This window comes from Bartonella propinqua, from assembly GCF_047263965.1.
In the GTDB taxonomy this organism is placed as follows: Bacteria; Pseudomonadota; Alphaproteobacteria; order Rhizobiales; family Rhizobiaceae; genus Bartonella.
In genome coordinates this window covers 80,958-105,443 of sequence record NZ_JBLEBK010000004.1, presented here as the reverse complement: position 1 = coordinate 105,443, position 24,486 = coordinate 80,958, and the positions used below count along the sequence as shown (strand labels likewise).

Sequence of the window (24,486 nt, the reverse complement as noted above, 5' to 3'; positions counted from 1 at the left end):
ATTTATTTCAAATTATGGGCTATAGCCATCAGAAACCCCATCCTCGTGTTACGAATAAAATCCAAACAAACACGTGCCCATCAGTATCTTTATCGCTTATCAATTATATCTGAGTAAGAAGCTGTTGAGCAGCCGCACGTGCTTCCTCAGTGACCTGTTCTCCTGCTAACATGCGTGCAATTTCTTCTGCACGTTCATGCTCTTCCATTTTATGGATAGCTGTAATAAAGCGCCCTTCATCACGACTTTCACTTTTTGAAATAAGAAAGTGACTACATGCTTTAGATGCTACTTGCGGTGCATGCGTAATTGCAAAAACCTGAACATTTTTTGATAAACGCTGCAACCGTTTTCCAATGGCAGCTGCAACAGCCCCACCAACCCCTGTATCAATTTCATCAAAAATCAACGTAGGAGCTGATCCACGATCAGATAAGACAACCTTTAATGCCAATAAAAAACGAGATAATTCACCACCAGAAGCGACACTAAGCATTGGTCCAGCCCGTGTCCCAGGATTTGTCCGAACCCAATATTCAACGCGATCTATACCTTCTGCACTACGTTTCCCAGCATCACTTTGCATTTCAACGATAAACTCTGCCTTTTCTAATTTCAACGCAGGTAATTCAGTCATAACGCTTTTAGACAAGCGATTTGCTGCCTCTTTACGCTTCATCGACAGCGCTTGCGCTAATGTATCATAATTTCTTTGTGCTTCACGCGCCTCATCTTCAAAACGCTTTAATGTAATCTGAGCTTCCTCAAAATCAACGAGCTCGGCATCCATTTTATCACGCAACTGCGCTAATTCATCCGCAGAAACGTGGTATTTGCGAGCAATTCCCCGAAGAGCAAAAAGACGCTCTTCTATTCGTTCCAATTCACCAGTATCAAAATCCAACGCCCGCATTGCCGCTTCGATACCGTCTTGTGCTGTTGCAAGTGCATGCAATGCATCATCAATGGATTTCACTACAGGTGTAATCAGCGCTTGCGCTTCAGGAATTTTGCGCTCCAAACGTCTCACCAAATTAGAAAGCACAGGAATTGGCGACTTCGAACCACTCAAGAGATCATCAGCCTCCTTAATATCCGCTGCTATTTTTTCTAATTTAAGCATATCTGCACGACGAAGAGACAGTGCATCTTCTTCACCCACTTGAAAATCAAGCTTATCAAGCTCTTCCAAACAAGCACGAAGATAATCAACTTCACGCACACCATTTTCTACTTTGATACGCTGCTGCTGCAAACGCTCCTCAAATTCACACCATATCCGATAGCACTGACGCAACTTTTCCGTTTCACCCTCCAGCCCACCAAAAGCATCTAACAACTGGCGATGCGTAGTAACATCAACAAGCGCACGATCATCATGCTGTCCATGAATTTCAACTAATACACGACCAATATTCCGCATCAATGTGACACTTGCTACTTGATCATTAATAAAAACGCGACTACGACCATCACTTGACTGCACACGTCGTAAAATAATATCACCTTCGTCATCAAAACCATTTTCACGGATAATTTGACGTGCAGGATGTGAAACAGGCACATCAAAAACAGCTGTCACTTGCCCTTGTGTCGCACCATGACGCACAAGCGAAGCATCTCCGCGCCCACCAAGAGCCAGTGACAATGCATCTAGCAAAATAGATTTTCCAGCACCCGTTTCCCCAGTCAAAACCGACAAACCCGCTGCAAAATGAATGTCGAGCGTTTCGATCAAAACAATATTATGAATCGAAAGCTGTACTAGCATATAAAATCAACGTGCCCTATTTTTATCACCACTTAAAGCATTTGATATCCAAGAAGATTTATGCTCCTGTGGCGATACGCTATTTTTTTGCAATAAATTGTAAGACAATCTATACCACTCACTTTTTGGGTAATTACGCCCTAAAATAGCTGCTGCTGTTTGAGCTTCCGCAGTTAAACCAAGAGCAAGATTAACCTCTGTTAAGCGAAAAAGTGCTTCCTCAACTTGGTTGGTATCTGGGTATTCTTCAATCACCGTACGAAATCTTCTACTTGCAGCAAGATACCGCCGACCTTCTTCATAGTAACGACCAATTTGCATTTCTTTACCAGCAAGCTGTTCGCGCCCAAAACGTATTTTAGCTTTAGCATCTTGAACGTACTTAGAATTCGGATAGCGCTCCACAACAAGTTGCATAGCAGCAATAGCACGCTTAGTATCTCGCTGATCACGTGTTACATCAGGAATCTGATGAAAAGAAGAAAGACCAATGATATAATAAGCATAAGCTAAATCATCTGATCCTGGATAAAGAGTAATATAGCGCTGAGCCATGCTAATTGCATCATCATACTTGGCAAGCCGGTAATTTGTGAAAGCACCCATCACTAAAGATTTGCGACCCCAATCAGTATAGGCATACTGTTTCTCAATCGTAAGAAACTTTTTTGCTGCCTCTTCAAGTTGCCCATTATCAAGATTCACACGCGCCTGATTATACAAAACATCTGGTGGATCTATTTTTAAAACATAAGCAGATGAAGGAAGGGTATTTTTATCTTTAAATAAACAACCTGCCAGCAAAACAGTGCACCCTAAAAGCCCCCCACCTAATACTTTGCACACAATATCAGATTTCCTATATGCCATACTTTTAACACATGCATAAAATTTTATCATAGCTCTTTTGGTCTCCAGAGAACATCACCTTGTAGCAAGACTGACTTATAAAAATTCTTATACCATATCACTTAAAAACCCACTAACCAATTTAGTGGCTGAAAATCAATCATCCCCTTAAAAATCAAATAGATCGCAACAAAATCTTTTTAATTTTTTTCACTTTACCTATAAATAGCCTATCTCGTAACATGATTCGTTTGCTAAAAGAGCTTTAACCAATTGTAAATTAATCCTATGTCCACTACAATATGAGCGAAATAATCCTATAAAAGGCGCTCCAAGCAAAGCAACATCACCAATTGCATCAAGCATTTTGTGTCGAACAAATTCATTTTTCCAATAGGGACCATCTGGATTTATAATCTGGTCATTAAGATCAATAATAAGGGAATTTTCCAAAGAAGCACCCAACCCCTTCCCAGAAGCCCATAATGTTTCCACATCTTTGATAAAACCAAAAGTACGTGCACGCGACAAATCATCTCGAAACCCTTGCGAGGTAAGATCAAAACTTAAATGTTGCTTTCCAATAGCAGGAGAAGAAAAAGAAATCATGACATCAAAACGACACCCATCAAACGGCAAAAATTCTGCAAACCCACTACCTACCTCAACCCGCAGTGGCTTCTTGATAATGAAATAAGAGCGCAACACGTCTTGCTGCACAACACCGACTTCTTCAAAAGCTTGACAATACTGCCATGAAGAGCCATCCAAAATAGGGAGTTCATTATTCGACACTTCAATAACAAGGTTATCCAGATTATAAGCAGCAATTGCAGCCATCAAATGCTCAATTGTTGCAATTTTTACATCCCCATGTCCAAGCACTGTTGATAATTCAAGTGCTCCTGTTTGCGAGGCATGCGCTTGAAATATTTGTTCTCCTTCCATTTCACAACGCTTAAAAATAATCCCACACCCAACGTCAGCTGGACAAATTTTTATCACAGACGAACATCCACTGTGAATGCCATGACCTTTAAATGTTACTTCCTTTTTAAGAGTAGACTGATATTTTGGCATTAATTTTATCATATCGCTTCATTCAACTTTTTGTGCTTTTTAGAATATGAATAAAACCATAACAACTATATCCATAATGAAGAACAAACCCGCTTATAAATAATAAGCGGGTTTATATACAACACAAAAGCGCTTCAAAAAACACTGCACGTTCCATTGCACAACGCTCTTCTCCAGCCATAAAAGAGGTATAAAAATTTTTCTTCTCGACTACTTTTTCCAAAATTAGTTCGCTTGACGACGTAAAAACGCTGGAATTTCAAGCTGATCTTCTTCACTAACAAAAGTACGCTGATCCTGCGGAACACGTGGATGTAACTCACCAGAACGACGCGGAACATAAACAGAAGCATCTTGAGAAAATGGTTGAGGATTTTTATTATAAACGTGAGACTCTTGCTGCTGAGAAGATCTCACCGCAGGCTCTAACCGCGCCTCTTGTTCAGCCTCTTCACGAGATGTCAAGCTCTGCTTTAAACGTTGCCAAAGATTGCGAGGACCTTGATCTGCAGCAGATACTCTTTGATTTTCACCATGAGCAACAGAGGGAAAATCTTTTAAATTTGGCATCCGCACAGGTGCTGAACGAGGCTGCATCTGTCGTATTTGCTTCTCATTTTGCCTTACCTCCCCCATCACATCATCGAGAACATGCGCCGCTGCTTCCGTACTTACTGCTACGTTCATAGACTGCTGCGAAGCACGATTCACCTGCATACGTGGTGCATTTTGTATCTGCCCATGTACAGCACTTGATCCAGAAGCGGTTGGATTCATATTCCGTGCAGGAATTGTATCTGCAGGCTGTGAAAAAATGCGACTTTTGGGATGAAATTGCTCTTCAGCTGACTTACCCATTTCCATTTCAAGTGCTTCCATCACTTCTACCATTGAATCAGAACGTGATGAAGGAGACTGAGGATGAAAAGAAGTTTGTGATGTTCTAGAATCACTTTTACGAACTGAAGCTGCAGGTTTGTGTTTAGGATGAGAAGGCTGAACCACATCACTAGCCTCACGGTCAATCCCCGTTGCAACCACTGATACACGAATAACACCTTCTAGTGATTCATCGTCAATGGCACCAAAAATAACATTCGCATCAGCATCAACTTCTTCACGAATACGATTAGCAGCTTGATCCACTTCAAATAAAGTCATATCGCGACCACCAGTAATGGAAATCAGAAGACCGCGAGCACCACGCATAGAAGTATCATCCAACAGCGGATTCGCAATAGCAGCTTCAGCAGCATTCAAAGCACGTCCTTCACCAGATGCTTCACCAGTTCCCATCATAGCGCGACCCATTTCGTGCATAACAGAGCGAACATCAGCAAAATCAAGATTAATGAGTCCCTCTTTAATCATCAAATCGGTAATAGAAGCAACACCAGAGTAAAGCACCTGATCAGCCATAGCAAAAGCATCAGAAAATGTCGTCTTTTCATTTGCAATACGAAAAAGGTTTTGATTAGGAATAACAATCAATGTATCAACAGATTTTTGTAATTCTTCAATACCAATCTCTGCCGTTTTCATACGGCGAGCACCTTCAAACTGAAACGGTTTTGTCACGACACCAACGGTCAAAATACCTTTGTCCCGTGCTGCACGAGCAACGACAGGTGCCGCCCCCGTTCCAGTACCTCCTCCCATGCCTGCAGTAATAAAAACCATATGAGAACCTGCAATATGGTCGAGAATTTCATCAATACATTCATCGGCAGCTGCTTTTCCAACTTCTGGTAAAGCCCCAGCACCTAAGCCTTCCGTAACTGCCGCACCAAGCTGGATCACACGCTCAGCTTTTGACATTGCCAAAGCCTGCGCATCCGTATTAGCAACAACAAAATCAACTCCCTGAAGACCAGCATGAATCATATTATTCACGGCATTTCCTCCACCACCGCCGACACCAAAAACGGTAATGCGTGGTTTCAATTCCGCGATATCTGGCCGATGCAGATTAATCGTCATTTCCTTTTCCTTCTCATAAGACATCGCAAGCCAAAGCGATGAAAATTAACTTGATCTGAATAGACTCACTTAAAAACTCTCACGCAACCACTGAGCAACACGCCTAAAACACCCACGCGTACCCATAGATAAATGATTTACCTCAGCCTGTACTGTCTTTTCTTCAAAACCCACTAATTGCGGATAAATTAACAGTCCAACAGCAGACGAAAATGCCGCCCCTTTTGCAAGAGAAGGAAGCCTCGAAATACCCAAAGGCCGCCCCACACGAACATTTCTTCCCAATATAGTGCGTGCCATCTCTGGCAATCCCGTCAACTGGCTTGCCCCCCCAGTCAAAATAACACGCTTCCCAATAATGTGACCAAAACCAGAGCGATTCAAACAATCACGCACCATTTCCAATATTTCTTCAACACGTGCACGAATGATACGACTAAGAACAGCACGTGGATATTGAGTTTCACGATGCTCGCTCCCAATCTCTGCCACATTAATCATACGCCGATCATCAACACTTGCCAAAAGTGCTGAGCCATACACAACCTTTAAACGCTCTGCCTCTTGAATAGACATAGAGAATCCACGCGCAACATCAAGAGTTACATGATGTCCACCAACCGCAAGTGCATCCGCATGAACAAATTTTCCCTCAGAAAATACTGAAAATGTCGTTGTTCCACCACCAAAATCAATACACGCCGCTCCTAAATGCGCCTCATCATTAACTAAAACAGAAAGACCACTTGCAAAAGGCGTTGCAACCATTGCTTCGACACTCAAATGCGCACGATTAATGCAAGCTTCTAAATTACGCAAAGACGCTGTTTCCGCCGTTACGACATGCACATCTACACCAAACAATTCCCCCATCATCCCAACAGGATCAGAAATTCCTTTATCTCCATCCAACACATAAGATACTGGAACTGAATGCACAACATGACGCTCAACATCAAAAGCTTTGCGCGAAACATCTGCCAATGCCATACGCACATCACGCGTAGTGACTTCACGACCGTTCAAACATACCATACCGTTGATAAGGGCACTTTGTAATCGGCTTGAAGAAAAATTTACAATCACCGAATCCACTACCAAGCCAGCCATTTTTTCTGCCGCATCAACAGCCAACCGTATTGATTGCTCTGCTGCAAACATATCCATCACAACACCAGATTTAATTCCGCGTGAACGCTGTACTCCAAAACCTAGAATTTCCATAGAATGCGTACGACCATGTAAATGTTGCGTATGCTTTAAAGGACGCAAACAAGCAATAAGACAAACAATCTTACTTGACCCTACATCGAGAACCGTCAGAAAACGCGTTTTGCGCACCCCTACATGATGTGATCCTAGCAGCATCATAAGCTCCCTGCCTTTCGCGTCTTTAAAACGCGCTCTTCTGCTGCCACAATAACGTCACGACGTTCCAACGCCTCATCCGACAAAGAAACTGTAATCCGATCAGAAAGACGCAAATCAACACTCAAAACATCGCGCGAAAAAAGATCTTGTGCCATACCTGTCTCAATAAGAGAAGCAAGCCTTGTTAGCGCACCATTTTCAGGCAACATAATGCGCATCCCATTATCCAAAACAAGATCCCAACGCCGATTAGCTACACGAACATAAGCACGAACACGATTATATAACTGCGGATACACCGAAAATGCTTGAATAAATATTTTTGCAGCATTTTGTGCCCCCTGACCAACCACAAGAGGCAAGTCCTGCGTCATCCCTCTCTGAAAAGGCACAATTACGCGCCCTGTATTATCAACAATATCCACCATGCCATCATGTTGCCAAATTGCATACGGCTCACGCTCTACAACTGAAATGCGCACGCGATTAGGATAAATTTTCTGAACATGAGCTGACTGCACCCAAGCTTGCTGTTCTAAAACAGAACGCGCCCAATCAACATCAAAAACAAATATTGATGGAGAAACATCAAGTCCTAAAACCTTCAAAATTTCCTGCTTCATTACGCGTTTATTGCCGCTGACATCAACAGCGGTAACGACAAAACCAATATCCGATACCGCAGTTTTCATAATCATTCCCATATGACCACTCGATAAAACTCCATAAAGCAGCGTAACAAAGAAAAAAAGCAAAACCGAGAAAGAACCTAAATGACGAGGCACGTGAATAGCAGTAAAGACGAATTCGAACATAAATCGAAAAAAGCGACGATAAAGACGCGGCAAAGCTGGCACTGATCGCACCATAGAAAGATCTGCTTTGTCAACATTCAACGCATACATGACGCGTCCTCCACCATCCACTGAACGATATCGCTATAAGTACGGTCACTTGCTTTTGCGATATCAGGAAAAAGAGAAGTTGATGTCATACCAGGTTGCGTATTAATTTCGAGCCAAACCAACTCTCCCGTCTCCTCATTAAAACGAAAATCAGAACGACTAACACCTCGACAGCCTATTGCCTGATGCGCCGCTAAAGACATTCTTTGCACCTTTTGGTAAATATTTGGTGAAAGTTGTGCAGGACAAATATGAAGAGAACCATTAGACTTATATTTTGAGTCATAATTATAAAATTTGAAACGCTGCTCGGGGAAAATTTCACAAACATCTAAAACTTCATTTCCTAAAACAGCACAAGCAAGTTCACGCCCAGGGATATATTTTTCAATCATCACCTCATCTGCATAAGCCCATTCATCTCCCACAATATCACGCGGTGGCAAGGCTTCTCGCTCATCTACGATCACAACACCAAAACTCGACCCTTCACATACAGGCTTAATGACATAAGGAGGATCCATGGGATGCGCCCCCTCCACAGCAAAGCGGCTCATCACGCGAGAAGGAGCGACAGAAACACCAACATTGGCAACAATAATTTTTGCGCGTCCCTTATCCATTGCCAGTGCTGACGCCATCACACCAGAATGGGTATAGGGAATTTTTAAATACTCCAAAATACCTTGAATACGACCATCCTCACCAAATGGTCCATGCAACGCATTAAAAGCGATATCAGGCTGCAATTGCTCAAGGACAGAAGCAACATGAGCATCAACATCCACGCGGCTCACACGATACCCTTGAGTTTCGAGAACATCAGCACAAGCAGTACCTGAAGACAAACTTACAGACCGCTCCGAGGAGACCCCCCCCATCAACACAGCTATATGCTTATCCCTCATAACAACTTATCCTTTTTATACTATATATAGACTACATAGAAATCCACAATACCACATACAGGAAAAGACAAAATTTATCCTTGCGAATCAACAGCCTAGCATTGTCTCTAATGAATCAGACTCAGACGCATGACGCAAGAGTTTATCTGTTAATTTATTGATTTTTAATGGATTTTTTTATTATCTCTTTGAAATGACTCAATTTTTTATTTATGTTAAATAGAGGAATTAAACTGATTAAAAGAAGGAACTATACGATCCTGTTCAAATTGACCAATACGCTGGATTTCCCACTGTAATAAATGGGACGAATGACTAAAAACACGAGCACGCACTGTTTCACCCAATATTTCAAGATCATAACCTGTTGCTTGACCAGTATTAACCATAAAATTACAATGCATTTCACTCATTTGAGCACCACCAATCTGCAAACCACGACACCCCGCTTCATCAATAACATGCCATGCAGATGTACCTTCAGGGTTCCGGAAAGTTGATCCGCCTGTTTTTTCGCGAATGGGCTGTACTGTTTCCCGATGCAGAGAAACTTCATCCATAGCAATACGAATATCATCTCCCTTTCCTTGCCACCCCTCTAACAAAGCAGCAGTAAACACGAGATCTTCAGAAATACCACAATGACGATAAGAATAGTGCATATCTGCCAAACTCAAGATATGGCGCTGTCCTTTACGATCAAGTGCATAGACCTCAACAACACGCGCAGCTGTTTCAATACCATTGGCTCCTGCATTCATTTTGAGCGCCCCTCCAAGACCACCAGGAATACCATGATAAAAATGAAATCCTGCAATCTCAGCTTCTAAAGCTGCTGCTGCCAAATGTTTATCCGCCGTAGCAGCACCAACCCAAAGACGCTTTGGAGAAACTTGCCGCACTTGCCCAAAACCTTTTGCCGAAAGACGAATCACAACTCCAGGAACACCCCCATCACGCACGAGAAGATTAGAACCAATCCCCACAATGGTGATAGGAATAGATTCAGGCAAAACTTGAAGAAAGAGAGCTAAATCTGCCTCATCAGCAGGCTGATAAAAAAGCTCTGCCAACCCACCAGTGCGAAACCACGTCACCTTTCGCATATCAACATTAGGTGTAAGCTTGCCTTTGATACCACTTAACGCTGGCTGCAATCGCGCTAAAAGCGCCTCACCATCAATTCGTTGAAAATTCATCATTGTTATCCAGCACCATCAACTTGTTAGGTAACGCATAAGCCCATTGTGTGATATTGCCAGCCCCAAGAAAAACAATATAATCACCAGACTTAGCAGATGTAGAGACGATGGAAACAACATCCTCTAAAAAATTAATCAGACATACATCACGGTGACCTGCCATTTGCAGATGTTCAACCAATTCCTTAGCACCAAAGCCAGCAATTGGCTCTTCACCTGCTGCGTAAATTGGTGCAATCATCACTGTATCTGCATCATTAAAACAAGCAGCAAAATCATCAAATAAATCACGTAAACGTGAATAACGGTGTGGCTGTACAACTGCAATAACCTGCCTTTTTGCACTCTCACGCGCCGCACGTAAAACAGCTCTTATTTCAACAGGATGATGCGCGTAATCATCAAAAATTTCAATGCCGCGCCAACTCCCTGTTTTCGTGAAACGCCGTTTCACTCCGCTAAATTCTGCCAAACCTTTTTTTATAGATTCACTTGAAATGCCAAGTTCATGCGCAATAGCAATCGCTGCAGTCGCATTAGAAACATTATGCTGTCCAGCCATCGGTAAAATTAAATTTTTAAACTCAGTCTCTCTCCCTGTTTTGCGCGAGCGAACAAGAACATCAAAATACGTTTTTTGACCATCTCTTGATAAATTTAAAAAACGAACATCAGCTTGTGGATTTGCACCATAAGTGATAACCCAGCGATCATCAATACGGCTTGCCAACGCCTGAACCTCCGGATGATCAAGACACAACACAGCAAAACCGTAAAAAGGAACATTTTCTACAAACTGCCGAAAAGCATCACGAACAGCACCAAAACTCCCGTAATGATCCAAATGTTCAGAGTCAATATTTGTAACAACAGCAATATCAGCAGGCAACTTTAAGAATGTACCGTCACTTTCATCCGCTTCAACCACCATCCAATCACCGTCCCCCACACGAGCATTGGTACCATAAGCATTGATAATACCGCCATTAATCACCATCGGATCAAAACTACCAGCATCAAGGAGTGCTGCTACCATTGACGTAGTTGTTGTCTTCCCATGCGTACCACCAACAGCAATTGCTCGACGAAACCGCATCAACTCTGCAAGCATCTCTGCACGCTTTACAACTGGTAAATGCCTCTTTTTTGCAGCTATATACTCAGAATTTGTTTTTTTTATAGCAGTAGAAATAACAACAACCTCTGCAGCTCCTAAATTTTCAGCAGAGTGACCTATATGAACATTAATTCCTTTATTTCGTAAACGTTCAACATTTGCATTATTAACTTGGTCAGACCCTTGAACTCTATAACCAAGATTATGAAAAACCTCAGCAATTCCACTCATGCCTATCCCACCAATTCCAACAAAATGGATAAGACCGATATTAAGCGGCATTTTCATCAAAAAACTCCTCTCTAATATCTGACAGCGATTGCCCCAAAATCAATGCTTCAGCCATATCTGCAAGACGACTAGTCGCATAAGGTTTTCCAACTTTTTTTGCAGCCAGCGCTTGTTTTTCCAGTAAATTTGGTGCGCAACAAGCTTCCGTTAAGATAGAAGCAAGCCTTTGCGCACTTAAATCTTTTTCTGGTACAATTTGAGCAGCTCCCACTGCAGAAAGCAATGCTGCATTGGCTGCTTGGTCGTGATCCAAAGCATGAGGATATGGAATAAGCAAAGCTGGTCGCCCAATGACAGCTATTTCACAAACGGATGAGGCACCAGCACGTGATAGAATAAAATGAGAAAGTGCCATACGTTTAGCCATATCATCAAAAAAAGGTGCAATCTCTGCTTGCACGCCCATATCACGATAAATTTTTATCAACTCTACAGCTTCACCCCGAATTTGCTGAACAATCCGTAAACGTTTACGTATCTTACTATCCAGCAAAGCAATTGCTTCAGGTACAATATGTGAAAAAAAAGAAGCTCCTTGACTTCCTCCAAAAACCAAAAAATAAAATGGCTTTTCACCAACAGCAGGAGAATAAGGAACTTTTGCTGCTTTAAGAACAGCCTCACGTACGGGATTTCCAGTCAAAAACGTTTTATGAGCGTGAGCACCATTTGACGATAACAGACCACCTGCTATCGCATGCACCACAGCTGCCAACACGCGATTAGCACGTCCCATAACAGCATTTTGCTCATGAATAAATGTTACACGCCTCGTCAAAAAAGCAACCAAAAGAGGAGGAACGGTAGGGTAACCACCAAACCCACCCACAAGAACAGGACGCAGTTTATAAAAAAGCGCTAAAGATTGCCCCATTCCCTTCAACAGATACCAAAATGTTTTTATCAATGCCAAAGGGTGACGTCGTGCAAATGTTGCCGATGAAATAATATGAGTATGCTCCTCATCAAAGCAGCGCACAAAACGCTTAGCTCTTTCATCCGTTGCCAAATGCACATCATATCCACGCTGCCTAAATTCAACAGCAAGAGCTTCTGCAGGGAAAAGATGTCCACCTGTACCACCAGCAACCAAAACAATCACTTTTTTATTTGTCATAAGCAACGTCCGAAACAACAGATGAAGAAAAAGCTGAAAGGCGTGCTTCTGGCCAGCGACGTGTCAAACTGAGCAAAATACCCATCGAAATAGCAATTGCTATCATAGATGAGCCACCATAAGAAATAAACGGCAATGTCATACCTTTTGGAGGCATTAAATGAAGGTTAACAGCCATATTAATCCCTGATTGAAAGCCGATCATCATTGCTATGCCAGTAATACCAAGACGTGTAAATGAATCGCGCGTATTCAATGCTATATAAAGTGAGCGCATGACGATAAAACCAAAAAGCATCATAATTAATATACAAAGAATAATACCATATTCTTCAGCAGCGACGGAAAACACAAAATCCGTATGACTATCGGGAATGATACGTTTCACGGTTCCCTCACCTGGTCCTTGTCCAAACCAGCCACCATTCAAAATAGCTTCACGTCCTACATCTACTTGAAAAGTATCACCCTCACCTGTCAAAAAGCCATTAATACGTTCACGCACATGATGAAGAAAAAGATATGCGAAAACACCTCCGACAACACCTAAAATAAGAAATAAAAAAATGACGGTAAGAGATACACCTGCAACAAAAAATAAACCACCCCATGCTGCACTCACCAAAAGTGTTTGACCAATATCAGGCTGAAGAACAAGAAGCACACAACAAAAAACATAAAATGCAATCGCTAGCATGTAGTTAAGAATAATCCTACGTTGTACCTGTCCTGAAAAAAGCCAAGCCGACATAACCACAAAAGCAGGCTTCATAAATTCTGAAGCTTGTACAGAAACGCCAAATATAGAAATCCACCGCCGTGCTCCTTTTAATTCAGGACCAAAAAATAAGGTTGCAACCATAAGAGCAAGAGTTGTCACTAACAAAAGGGCACATAAACGACGAATATTACGGGGTGAAAAAAAAGAAATAGTAACCAACGTAAAAAACGCAGAAGCACTAAAAATGATATGCCAGCGAACAAAGTAAAAACTATCGTCAATTCCAATTTTTTTCGCAATAGTCGGACTCGCTGCAAAAGACAGCATAATCCCAATTCCCATCAAAAGCAAACAAGCAGCAAAAATGGAACGATCAATTGTCCACCACCAATTGGCAATCGGATCTCGATCTGCACGTGTAACCATCATATTCACTTGATCCTTTTCATTTTTCTGCTCAAAGTGATATAATCTCCTTATTTTTGATAAGCACTTCAGCAACTCAATTACATGAAAAAAGATTCTGGAATATTAACAAAAATCATTTTTTTATATTTTATGTTTCTTTCAATTGCGTAACAAAAGAAATAAACGCTTCCCCGCGCGCTTCATAATTTTTGAATTGATCATAACTTGCACAAGCTGGTGAAAAGAGAACAACAACCTCTTTCGCCTTACAACAAGTTGCATCAATAGCTGCTTCATGCACTGCATTTTCCAAAGTTAAGCTCATTGAAAAAGGAACGGTGGATCCAATAACATCGGAAAATTCTTCTGCCGAACTTCCAATCAAATAGGCTTTGCGAATTTTATGAAAAAATTCTCTAAGAGCGTCAATCCCACCTTTTTTCGCCTGTCCTCCAACAATCCAAAAAATATCATTAAACGCAGAAAGTGCGGGAGCTGATGCACCTGCATTAGTCGCCTTGCTATCATTGATAAACAAAACTGGTCCAATTTTACGCACCTGCTGCATACGATGCGCCAATCCTTTATAACTTGCTAAGTGCTTTTCTATATGTGGATCAGTTATTTTTAAAGCCTGCAATGCTGCCAATACCATAAGAGTATTTTGCGCGTTATGGCTACCACGCAATGCAGTCATATTCGCGAGATCTGCAATCATCTGACATTGCCCGTGGCAAACAGAAAAAAGTTTAGTTCCATCCGCATAGAAACCATTTTCAATTAAACGTTCTTTGGAAATTGCCTCCACTTGACAACCTTCATGAACCAATTGTTGATACAAAACCTGACAAGCTGTATCATCCACTGAAATAAAAGCATGAGAAGCCCTAGCAACTAAACGCTTTTTGGCTTGCACATAGTGATCAAAGCTACCATGGCGATCAATATGATCGGGCGTCAAATTTAACAAAATACCAACAGTTGGCTGAAGAGATGGTGTCAGATCAATCTGAAACGATGAACATTCAATCACATAAATACGTTTTTTAATAAATGGCTTAAGCGTTAATATTGCGGTGCCAATATTTCCCCCCATCTGCACATCATAACCCATTTGTTTTAACAGATGGACAAGCAAAGCAGTCGTTGTTGATTTCCCATTCGTACCTGTAATGGCAACAAGCGGAACATCCTGATCGCGAAGATTATAGTGCTGTAAAAAACGGTTACGCGCACGAACAAACAATTCAATATCACCGATAATTTCTATATTTGCTTGACGCGCTTTATCAACAACCCAATGAGGCTTAGGATAAATTAAAGGAACGCCTGGCGTTAAAATTAATGCAACAAACTCTGACCAATCTTCATCTTGGAGATTCTTCGTTGGAATATTTTCCCGACAAGCAGCTTTCACGCCTGAAGGATTATCATCCCATGCCACAACTTCTGCACCGCCACTCATCAATGCTTGTGCCGCTGCTAATCCTGACCGCCCCAATCCAAATAAAGCAACTTTTTGCCCCTTATAACACTCAACTGGAATCAAAATCTCACCGTAATTTAAGTGTTGAAAGACCAATCAAAGCGAGAACGATCGAGATAATCCAAAAGCGTATCACGATCTGACTTTCCGTCCAGCCTTTTTTCTCAAAATGATGATGAATCGGTGCCATAAGGAACACACGCTTTTTTGTTAATTTGAAATAACCAACCTGAATAACAACCGAAAATGCTTCCAAAACAAAAAGCCCGCCAATGAGAACCAAAACAAGTTCATGCTTGGTTGCTACAGCAACAACGCCCAACAATCCTCCAAGTGCTAATGAACCAGTATCTCCCATAAAAATAGCTGCTGGAGGTGCATTAAACCATAAAAAACCAAGACCCGCACCAACAACAGCGCCCAAAAGAACAGCTAATTCACCTGTCCCTGATACATAATGGATTTGTAGATAATCAGCAAAATTTATATTACCAGATAGGTAAGCAATAAGAGCAAAAGAGAGAGCCGCAACCATCACAGGAACGATAGCAAGCCCGTCAAGACCATCGGTCAAATTAACTGCATTACCAGTTCCTACAATAACAAGAGTAGAAAAAGGAAGAAAAAACCAACTCAAATTGATAAAATAATCTTTCACGAAAGGCAACGCTAACCCAGGGGAGCCAACTTGCAAGATAACAAAAGCAGCAATTGCTGCAATCAAAAACTCTAAACTTAACCGCGCCTTACCAGAAAAACCCTTCTCCGTTTGTTTTGTTACCTTAAGATAATCATCATAAAAACCAATTGCTCCAAAGGAAAGCATAACGCACAGCGATACCCAAAAATAAATATTCGATAAATTACACCACAAAAACGCTGAGACAACAATGCCAGTTAAAATTATTAACCCACCCATAGTCGGTGTTCCAGCCTTTTTAAAATGCGTTTGAGGACCATCAGCCCGAATAGGCTGTCCTTTTCCCTGCCGCAATTTGAGAGCAGCAATGATGCTTGGACCAAACAAAAACACAATTAACCCTGATGTAAGCATAGCTGCCACAGTACGAAAGGTAATGTAACGAAAAACATTAACACCTGGGAGCCAATCGCTAAGCGAAGAAAAGAATAGCAGCATAGATAAAACCCTACTAAAATTATAAAGAAGCCACTTTATAACGATCTAAAAGCGCAGTCACAATATTTGACGAATAAATACTATGGGATGATTTAATCATGATAAGATCTCCATCTGAAATTTCTGAAAAAATAAGCTGTAAAAGCTTTTCAATATTTTCAGCATAATGAACCGTGACATAAGCAGACAAATCGCTAATTAAACACTTCATTGCTTCACCAAATAAAAAAACCAAATGAGCACCAGAAGTACGTATTGGTTTTACCAGATCACGATGAAGTTTTTCACTATAGACTCCCAATTCAAGCATATCACCCAAAACAGCAATTCGCCTTCCCTTCTTTCCTACGGGGCCTGTAGTAAGAAGATTAAGAGCAGCCTGCATGGAAGCAGGGTTAGCATTATAACTCTCATCAATTAAATGAAATACACCACTATTTGGTAAAGACAACCGATAACGAATGCCGCGACCTTTTTGGAGAGAAAGACAGCTCAATGAAGGCGCTGCATGTGTTAAATCAGCACCAACTGCATCACAAGCTGCAAGAACGCCTAAACTATTTTGTACAATATGTCGACCAGGCGCACCAATTTTAATCGTCATATCACGACCAGAAATGCACACAGTTATATGAGAGGAATCTGTCAAAAGACGAAGTTCTTTTACTTGATAATCAGCAAGCTTACTTTCACCAAAACTCAAAATCTTTTTCACACCATATTGCTCTGCTTTATGAGCTAAATAGGGAAAAAAATTATCATCTGCATTTAAAACAGCAACACTTTCCTCATCGAATCCTTCAAAAATTTCAGCTTTTGCCTCTGCAATTTCTTCAAGATTTTTAAAAAACCCCATATGTCCAGCAGCAATACGAGTAATCAAAGCCACATGTGGACGAACCATCTTCACGAGGGGGCGAATTTCATCCTTATGATTCATACCAATTTCGAAAACGCCGTAATCACTATCTGCAGGCATTCGCGCCAAAGTGAGTGGGACACCCCAACAATTATTCAAAGAAGCAAGATTAGCATGAACCTTCCCAACAGTTTCAAGTGCTCCTTTAAGAGCTTCTTTTGTGGTTGTTTTTCCAACGGAACCTGTTATCGCTATAATTTTAGCTTTTGAACGCTTACGTGCTGCTTGCGCAAGCTTTTCTAGTGCTTGCAAAACATCAGGAACAACAATCAATGGAAGAGATAATTTTTCCATTTCAGACAAATGGTCTTGCGCAATTACAACAGCTCCAGCACCTTGATCGTAAGCTTGTAGTGCAAAATCATGACCATCAAAACGATCACCTTTTATACAAAAAAAAATATCGCCTTTTACAAGTGTGCGGCTATCGATAGAAACTCCAGAAAAAGCTTCTGCTACACACCCAATTGCAAAACCATCCATTGCAGTTAAGAGTGCCTGTTTATCCCATAAAGCGCTCATTTATGTCTTTCCTTTAAAGCAGAAAGCGCATGCAAACGATCTGAAAAAGGATATGTTTTCTGCCCTATAATCTGACCGTCCTCATGACCTTTTCCAGCTATAATCAATGTATCTCCTGCTTCAAGAATCCCCACTGCATAGGAAATTGCTTCACCACGATCTGCTATTTCTATCGCTTCTGGTGCGGCTTGTAGAATATCTTTTCGAATTTTCTCTGGTGCTTCAGTGCGAGGATTATCATCAGTTACAATAACAATATCAGCTCTATTGGCTGCAATTTTCCCCATTAAAGGTCTTTTTCCCTGATCACGATCACCACCACAGCCAAAAATAAGAATTAAACGTCCCTGCGTAAATGGGCGAACAGAAAGCAATACTTGCTCCAAAGCTTCTGGTTTATGTGCATAATCTACATAAACAGGAGCATTATTTTCTGTCTTTCCAACCAATTCTAACCGACCAGGTGCTCCTTGCAAATTTTCAAGAGAACGAAAAACTTTATCAGAAGATACACCTGTTGCAATTGCTAACCCCGCAGCCACCAGTGCATTAGCTACCTGAAAATCTCCAGCTAGAGGCAAATCAAATGTATAAATATCATTATCCATACGACATTCAACACACTGTTTTGATCGTTGATGCTCAACACGATTAATTGTGATAAATTGCCCTTTACGCCCAACTGTTAATACACGACGATGCGCTTGTTTGACATAATCAATAACTTTTTGCGAATAAATATCATCGGCAAAAATCACAGCAGGAAAATTTTGTGGCAAAATTGTATCAAATAGTTTCATTTTAGCACATAAATAATCCTCCAAACTTGTGTGATAATCCATATGATCGCGCCCTAAATTCGTAAAAGCAGCAGCAGCCAAATGAACTCCATCGAGTCGACTCTGATCCAACCCATGCGAAGAAGCTTCAAGAGCTGCATGTGTAACATCCTCTTTAGTAATTTCATATAATAAACGCTGCAAAACTACTGGATCTGGCGTCGTAAGAGACCCATAATCGTTCCGTTTAGGAGAAATAACGCCTACCGTTCCGATGCTGGCTGCACAAAATCCAGCAAATTTCCAAATTTGCTGAACAAAAGATACAACTGATGTTTTTCCACTTGTACCTGTCACAGCCACTATAGTTTCAGGTTGAGAGCCGTAAAAACGTGCAGCAGCTATCGCTAAACTATGACGAACATCTAAAACACGTAAAACTGGAACAGATAAATTTTCAGACGCAAAATCACAATCCGTAACGATTGCCCGTGCACCACGCTTTATCGCATCACTTATATATTGCCTGCCATCACTTTTATTTCCCTGAACAGCCACAAAAACATAACCAGGCAATATTTGCCGAGAATCTGCACTTATTCCCGTAACTTCAATGAGTCCAAGATAATCTTCCTTAATATCTTCTGAAAACAGCGCTCCAAGTAACATGACCACACACCTATCTTATGTTAGTTTCTCACTATTGTTTTTTTACAATCACATACTACCATTTGGACTTAAAATTGGTTCATATTCTTTCTTAAAATCTGGTTTAATCTCTAAAAAACTAGCAGAACGGCGAATAATATTAGCAAGAATCGGCCCCGCATTCATCGCTGCTGTTGCCAATTTTTGTCCATCTTCAGGCTGAGGTTCATCAATAATTGTTAAGACAACATAAGCAGGATCATCAATAGGAAAAGCAGCGAGAAAACTATTGAAATTTTTTGTCTTAGAATATTTTCCATTTTCAACTTTTTCAGCTGTTCCCGTCTTACCACCAACGCGATAACCTTCTACTTTTGCATTACGCCCAGAACCAATATTGCTGTTTAACTTATAAAGATAACGCATATTTTGACTTGTTTGAGCACGCAAAACTGATTTTGCATGCTTCAAAGCTTGTTCTTTTGTGCTTTTTAAAAATGTAGGTGCAATCAACAAACCACCATTCATTAAAGCAGCTGCTGCTACTGCCGTTTGCAAGGGCGTTGTTGCCATACCGTGCCCAAAAGAAATTGTCATGGAATGGATATCTTTCCAACGATGCGGCTCAACAGGATGGGCAACTTCAGGCAATTGCGTTACCATACGATCAAGTAAACCAAGACGTTTCAAAAAATTACGATGACCATCAATCCCTATCGTCAATGCTTCTTTAGCAGAACCAATGTTAGAAGAATAAATAAAGACTTCCCATAATGTTAGAGGACGATTTTTTCCATGAAAATCACGAATAAAGTAATTTCGACTTGCTTGAATGGGTCGTGAAGCATCAATAATACTGTTTAAATGAAAAATATCTGAATCAAGTGCCATTGCAGTTGTAAAACTTTTAATGACAGATCCCATTTCAAAAACCCCAGCAGTCATCCGATTTAAGCGATCACTTTTCAAAGCATCCACAGGATTGCTAGGGTTAAAATCAGGTATAGACGCCATAGCCAAAACTTCACCAGTGTGAATATTTAAAATAACTGCTCCCGCAGCAATCGCTTTATAACGCTTCATTGCTTGGGTCAATTCATCATGCACAATTGTCTGAATGCGAACATCTAACGAAAGCTGAACTGGTTTTAATGACGATTCAGTTACAAAACCCGCAGCACGCAAAACGCTCAAGCTAGCATCATCAATATATTTCTCCATACCTGCTATGCCCTGATTATCAACATTAACCATGCCGAGAATATGCGAAGCTACAGAACCACCTGGATAAAAACGACGAATCTCAGTACGAAAACCAATCCCTGGAATACCAAGTGCCATAATTTGTGATTTTTGCGTTGGCGTTAACCCACGTTGTATCCAAGAAAAACCAGACTTTCTTTTTAAACGCTTATAAGTTTCCTGCCAATTAAGATTGGGCAAAACTGTTGAAAGCAATTCAATTGTTTCATCCACATCAATAATGCGTCGTGGTTCAGCAAAAAGCGAGTAGGTTTTAATATCCGTTGCCAGTAAACGACCATTGCGATCAACGATATCGGGTCGAGTTGCCAACTGAATAACTCTTGGCCCTTTTGCTTCTTCAATCTGTCCGCCTTTCAATCCATAAGAAATAAGACAAGCGCCCATAATACCGTACAAAATAAGAAAACATAACAAAGAAAAAAGCAAACGTAGACGACTAGAGTGCAAACGACGAGCAGAAAAATTATGAACATCTAACTTATTATTCAAATGCTTTTTCTTCCACGAAAATAGAAATAATGTTTTTATCACTGCACGCCCTTTTGAATAACGCTATTCATACGTGAAACATGATTATTAGCCTCAAAATCTTTATTTTTCTCCAAAGTATTTTGTTTAATCACTTCTGCAACTTGATCATGTTGTACACGTACAGGAATATCATCAAATTCAATAACTTGGCGTGGTTGAATTATATCTAAAGCAAGCTCTTTTTGATAACGTTTTGCAAGTCTTTGCATACGTGAAGGCTCTATCATTACAGCCCATTCAGCACGGAGGAGATGAACCATATTTTTTTCTGCAGAAATTTCACGTTCAAGACGACGAACTTCGCTAATTCGTTTTTGAACATCATATTTTACCTTATAAGTGAAACCTGCTGTACAAATCATAATTATCGCTAAAATCATATCCACTGTGCGAAAAACTGTCATTTTTTGCTGCCTTCAAAACTGACAACCTCACTCAAACCGAATAATTTCATATCTGCAGCAAAACACTCTGCCTCAGTGCGGACACCAACACGCAACCTTGCAGAACGTGCACGAGGATTTCGTTGTAACTCCTCTTCATTTGCAGTTACTGTACCTTTAAACAGAGGAAGAAATGTCGCTGGAGGAGTTTCTATTTCAGGAAAGTAGCGTGATCTCCCATGTCCTCCTGAGCGAGCAGAAAAAAATCTTTTGACCATACGATCTTCAAGAGAATGAAAACTAACGACTCCTAAACGACCTCCTGCTTTCAAAACACGTTCAGCAGCAAATAAGCCACGCGCCAATTCGCCCATTTCATCATTTACATACATACGAAGAGCCTGAAACACACGTGTTGCAGGATGAATGCGGTCTTTTGGGTTACGACCTACAAGTGCTTCAATGGCATTGGCAAGATCACCTGTACGCAAAAAAGGACGAATACAGCGACGTTTTGCTATCATCCGTGCAATTCTACCTGCATAACGCTCTTCTCCAAATATTTTAAATATCCGTGCTAAATCCTCTATTTTGAAACGATTCACAACATCGCTGGCTGTAAAACCAGTCTGAGCCATTCGCATATCCAACGGACCATCTTTTTGAAAAGAAAATCCCCTTTCAGCTTCATCAAGCTGCATTGAAGAAACACCAATATCTAAAATAACTGCATCTACCTTCTTTTCAACTACGCGATCTAACTGCGAAAATTCCATCTGCACCAAACGAAGTCGTGGAAAAAACGCATCAACAAGTGGTTGTCCATCACGAATCGCGTGAGGATCACGATCAAGAGCAACAACATCTGCCCCCGCACTTAACAGAGCACGCGTATAACCACCAGCACCAAAAGTGCCATCAATCACTTTTGCTCCAACCAATGGTTCAAGCCCAGCTAAAACTGGCTGTAACAACACTGGAATATGGCGTTCAGCTCTGTCACTCTGTTTTATCAAAATAATCCGTCTTGATTTATGCTTGTTCAAATCAATAGCCATCAATGGCAGCTTATACCACAATAACTAAAATTCACTGTCCATATTCATCACAATGAAAGAAAATGGATCTAAAGTTGACCTGATACATATATTGACGCACTATACTTAAAAAAATGTTATAATTTTCTAAAAATACACTCTTTGTTTGAGTGTAAAGCAAAAAAAACCTTCATAAAAGCTCACATGCAATACTGAGTGTATACAATGCCAATCATGAAAATACTTGCTAGTACGTAGATTAGATTCTGTATGGTAAAACTTACACTGATACAAAAATTATTCATCTAAAACGGATGTACCATCTACCTTACTATAATCTACCTAAATAGGCTACCTCAAAATTGGCTGCAAGCTAAATCTTGTGTGTCATTCTATTCAGCCTTGCTCTCAATAAAGTGGAGATTACCTTGTTACATTCATTATTGAAAAGCCCATATGCAATACTGGATATATACAATGCCAATCACACAAATATCAGTCGGCCTGTAAGCCGGGTTCTGTATAGTAAAGCTTACACTCTACATGGCAGCCATTCATCTGGGACGGATGTTACCACCCGCCTCGTGCAACCTACCCGAATGACTCGCCTGGAAACTGGCTGCAAGTTAAACCTTGCGCGTCATTTCTATTCGGTCTTGCTCCCAGTGGGGTTTACCTTGCCACATTCATTACTGAATGCGCGGTGGGCTCTTACCCCACCCTTTCACCCTTACCTATAAAAATAGGCGGTTTGCTTTCTGTGGCACTTTCCCTAGGGTCGCCCCCGCCGGGTGTTACCCGGCACCGTTTTTCCATGGAGCCCGGACTTTCCTCACTTGCCGCCTTTAGGCATTGGACAAGCGCGGCTGCCTAGCCGACTGACACGTCACTTATAAAACATTTTTCATGAAGTGAAAATAGCCCCCCATCAAGATATTTCACAAGTCTTTTCAAAAGATTCTCATCTTTAAAATATATCATTATCTTAATGAAGCGAGATAAGTTTTAACTTTAAGGCAATATTTTGCCGAAGTAGAATTCATTTTTTTTGCAGCATGACCTGCATTATATTTAAGGATTGTGCCACATGTATTGCCACCACTTAATTTATATGCCCGTGCCAAATAACGCATACCATATTCAAGATTGGTCGCAGGATCATAAAGATCTTGTACAGAACCATTAAAACCCAACCCGCGTGCAGTAGATGGTTTAATTTGCATTAAACCTATCTCGCCAGCAGCTCCCTTGGTATATGCTTTATAACTGCTTTCAACATGCACAACAGCATGTGCCAAATTAACAGGAACATTATATTTGGTTGCCAATTTTTGAATAAGAGACTCGTAAGGACGAACAGATACTTTAGAAGCCGTTGTTACCGATTCATTACCTGAATTTGCAACATTTAATATTGCATAAGCCCAGCTCATCTCAAATACACATAATACAGCAAACGCCACACTTAGAACGATTTTCAAAAATTGCATTCTCTCTCTCTTCATGAATAATTTTTAAATTAAGACATAAAAAACCCCGCAGGTGCATTATATTTAGAAAAAAAGCTAAAGAGCGTCATAAAAACGAAAATATTAAGACAATTTCAATATAACTTTAATTACCAAAAGAAGCACGATCACTTTACTCACTCTATATTTCTATATTACAAAAATATCGAAAAACAAAAAAACTGTAATGAAGATTTTAACGTGCTCAATAAAACACTATAATATATCCATTACTAATATAGCTGCCCCGTGCTCAACTTTTAACTAATGAAAATACCACTTGAAAAGCCTCTATTACTTTTCACACCCAATTATTATAAATCCCTATTTATGTTAATCTCATAATCGAGACAAGCTAACATAAACCAAAATGCTTTCACCAAAACACCATAAGTTTCGTATATCACTTTAGAAAAAAACAAAAACCTTTCTCCACTCTCTCAGAAGCAGATAAACACCAGTTGTTATACAAACTTTATGCCAAACAAAACTGTTTGCCAAAATTAACCATTTTATAGAAAACAATACATCAGCTTTTAAATGCATAGC

Annotated in this window: 19 protein-coding genes and 1 other RNA gene; all 20 read right to left on the bottom strand. The window is 40.6% G+C overall.

Annotated features, from left to right (window positions below; all coding sequences use genetic code 11):
* Positions 1-103 precede the first annotated feature (103 nt).
* The 20 genes from recN to ACMFKV_RS04315 all read right to left on the bottom strand — a co-directional run bounded on the left by recN (position 104) and on the right by ACMFKV_RS04315 (position 23,919).
* The gene (gene recN, locus ACMFKV_RS04410; protein ID WP_413154595.1) at positions 104-1,771 is read right to left on the bottom strand and encodes a DNA repair protein RecN; all 1,668 of its coding nucleotides are present in this window, start codon (positions 1,769-1,771) and stop codon (positions 104-106) included.
* A gap of 6 nt (positions 1,772-1,777) precedes the next feature.
* Complete coding sequence (locus ACMFKV_RS04405; RefSeq protein ID WP_336288255.1) at positions 1,778-2,671, bottom strand: outer membrane protein assembly factor BamD; 894 nt, start codon at positions 2,669-2,671, stop codon at positions 1,778-1,780.
* Between the two features lie 168 nt (positions 2,672-2,839).
* Entirely contained in the window at positions 2,840-3,712 is an 873-nt protein-coding gene (gene lpxC, locus ACMFKV_RS04400) for a UDP-3-O-acyl-N-acetylglucosamine deacetylase (RefSeq protein ID WP_336288254.1), read from the bottom strand.
* Positions 3,713-3,925: 213 nt separating this feature from the next.
* Positions 3,926-5,680 carry a cell division protein FtsZ gene (gene ftsZ, locus ACMFKV_RS04395; RefSeq protein WP_413154594.1) on the bottom strand — a complete coding sequence of 585 codons (1,755 nt, stop codon included), beginning with the start codon at positions 5,678-5,680 and terminating at the stop codon, positions 3,926-3,928.
* 69 nt (positions 5,681-5,749) lie between these two features.
* Positions 5,750-7,051, bottom strand: coding sequence for a cell division protein FtsA (ftsA, locus tag ACMFKV_RS04390; RefSeq protein WP_336288252.1), 1,302 nt, complete (start codon positions 7,049-7,051; stop codon positions 5,750-5,752).
* Positions 7,048-7,956 (bottom strand): cell division protein FtsQ/DivIB, encoded by a 909-nt coding sequence (locus tag ACMFKV_RS04385; RefSeq protein WP_413154593.1) that lies wholly within the window; start codon positions 7,954-7,956, stop codon positions 7,048-7,050. Before ACMFKV_RS04385 ends, ftsA begins: the two co-directional genes overlap by 4 nt.
* Positions 7,944-8,864, bottom strand: coding sequence for a D-alanine--D-alanine ligase (locus tag ACMFKV_RS04380; RefSeq protein WP_336288250.1), 921 nt, complete (start codon positions 8,862-8,864; stop codon positions 7,944-7,946). Before ACMFKV_RS04380 ends, ACMFKV_RS04385 begins: the two co-directional genes overlap by 13 nt.
* Positions 8,865-9,079: 215 nt before the next feature.
* Positions 9,080-10,066, bottom strand: a complete 987-nt coding sequence (gene murB, locus ACMFKV_RS04375) for a UDP-N-acetylmuramate dehydrogenase (RefSeq protein ID WP_413154592.1) — start codon at positions 10,064-10,066, stop codon at positions 9,080-9,082.
* A complete protein-coding gene (murC, locus tag ACMFKV_RS04370; protein WP_336288248.1) occupies positions 10,044-11,471 on the bottom strand; it encodes a UDP-N-acetylmuramate--L-alanine ligase in 1,428 nt (475 codons plus the stop codon). Before murC ends, murB begins: the two co-directional genes overlap by 23 nt.
* Positions 11,455-12,591, bottom strand: coding sequence for an undecaprenyldiphospho-muramoylpentapeptide beta-N-acetylglucosaminyltransferase (murG, locus tag ACMFKV_RS04365; RefSeq protein ID WP_413154591.1), 1,137 nt, complete (start codon positions 12,589-12,591; stop codon positions 11,455-11,457). The genes murC and murG overlap by 17 nt, the downstream gene beginning before the upstream one ends.
* A complete protein-coding gene (locus ACMFKV_RS04360) occupies positions 12,581-13,738 on the bottom strand; it encodes an FtsW/RodA/SpoVE family cell cycle protein (protein ID WP_413154621.1) in 1,158 nt (385 codons plus the stop codon). Before ACMFKV_RS04360 ends, murG begins: the two co-directional genes overlap by 11 nt.
* Before the next feature lie 130 nt (positions 13,739-13,868).
* On the bottom strand, positions 13,869-15,269 hold the full coding sequence (gene murD / locus ACMFKV_RS04355) for a UDP-N-acetylmuramoyl-L-alanine--D-glutamate ligase (protein ID WP_413154590.1): 1,401 nt from the start codon (positions 15,267-15,269) through the stop codon (positions 13,869-13,871).
* Positions 15,270-15,273: 4 nt separating this feature from the next.
* Positions 15,274-16,344, bottom strand: coding sequence for a phospho-N-acetylmuramoyl-pentapeptide-transferase (gene mraY / locus ACMFKV_RS04350; RefSeq protein WP_336288245.1), 1,071 nt, complete (start codon positions 16,342-16,344; stop codon positions 15,274-15,276).
* Positions 16,345-16,363: 19 nt separating this feature from the next.
* Positions 16,364-17,785 carry a UDP-N-acetylmuramoylalanyl-D-glutamyl-2,6-diaminopimelate--D-alanyl-D-alanine ligase gene (locus ACMFKV_RS04345; protein WP_413154589.1) on the bottom strand — a complete coding sequence of 474 codons (1,422 nt, stop codon included), beginning with the start codon at positions 17,783-17,785 and terminating at the stop codon, positions 16,364-16,366.
* Entirely contained in the window at positions 17,782-19,233 is a 1,452-nt protein-coding gene (locus ACMFKV_RS04340; RefSeq protein WP_336288243.1) for a UDP-N-acetylmuramoyl-L-alanyl-D-glutamate--2,6-diaminopimelate ligase, read from the bottom strand. The genes ACMFKV_RS04345 and ACMFKV_RS04340 overlap by 4 nt, the downstream gene beginning before the upstream one ends.
* 48 nt (positions 19,234-19,281) lie before the next feature.
* The gene (locus ACMFKV_RS04335) at positions 19,282-21,006 is read right to left on the bottom strand and encodes a peptidoglycan D,D-transpeptidase FtsI family protein (protein ID WP_413154620.1); all 1,725 of its coding nucleotides are present in this window, start codon (positions 21,004-21,006) and stop codon (positions 19,282-19,284) included.
* Complete coding sequence (gene ftsL, locus ACMFKV_RS04330; RefSeq protein ID WP_413154588.1) at positions 21,006-21,413, bottom strand: cell division protein FtsL; 408 nt, start codon at positions 21,411-21,413, stop codon at positions 21,006-21,008. Before ftsL ends, ACMFKV_RS04335 begins: the two co-directional genes overlap by 1 nt.
* The gene (gene rsmH / locus ACMFKV_RS04325; protein ID WP_413154619.1) at positions 21,410-22,408 is read right to left on the bottom strand and encodes a 16S rRNA (cytosine(1402)-N(4))-methyltransferase RsmH; all 999 of its coding nucleotides are present in this window, start codon (positions 22,406-22,408) and stop codon (positions 21,410-21,412) included. The genes ftsL and rsmH overlap by 4 nt, the downstream gene beginning before the upstream one ends.
* A 512-nt stretch (positions 22,409-22,920) precedes the next feature.
* Positions 22,921-23,311: RNase P RNA component class A (rnpB, locus tag ACMFKV_RS04320), an RNA gene on the bottom strand.
* Positions 23,312-23,409: 98 nt separating this feature from the next.
* Positions 23,410-23,919, bottom strand: a complete 510-nt coding sequence (locus tag ACMFKV_RS04315) for a lytic transglycosylase domain-containing protein (RefSeq protein WP_336288241.1) — start codon at positions 23,917-23,919, stop codon at positions 23,410-23,412.
* Positions 23,920-24,486: the final 567 nt, after the last annotated feature.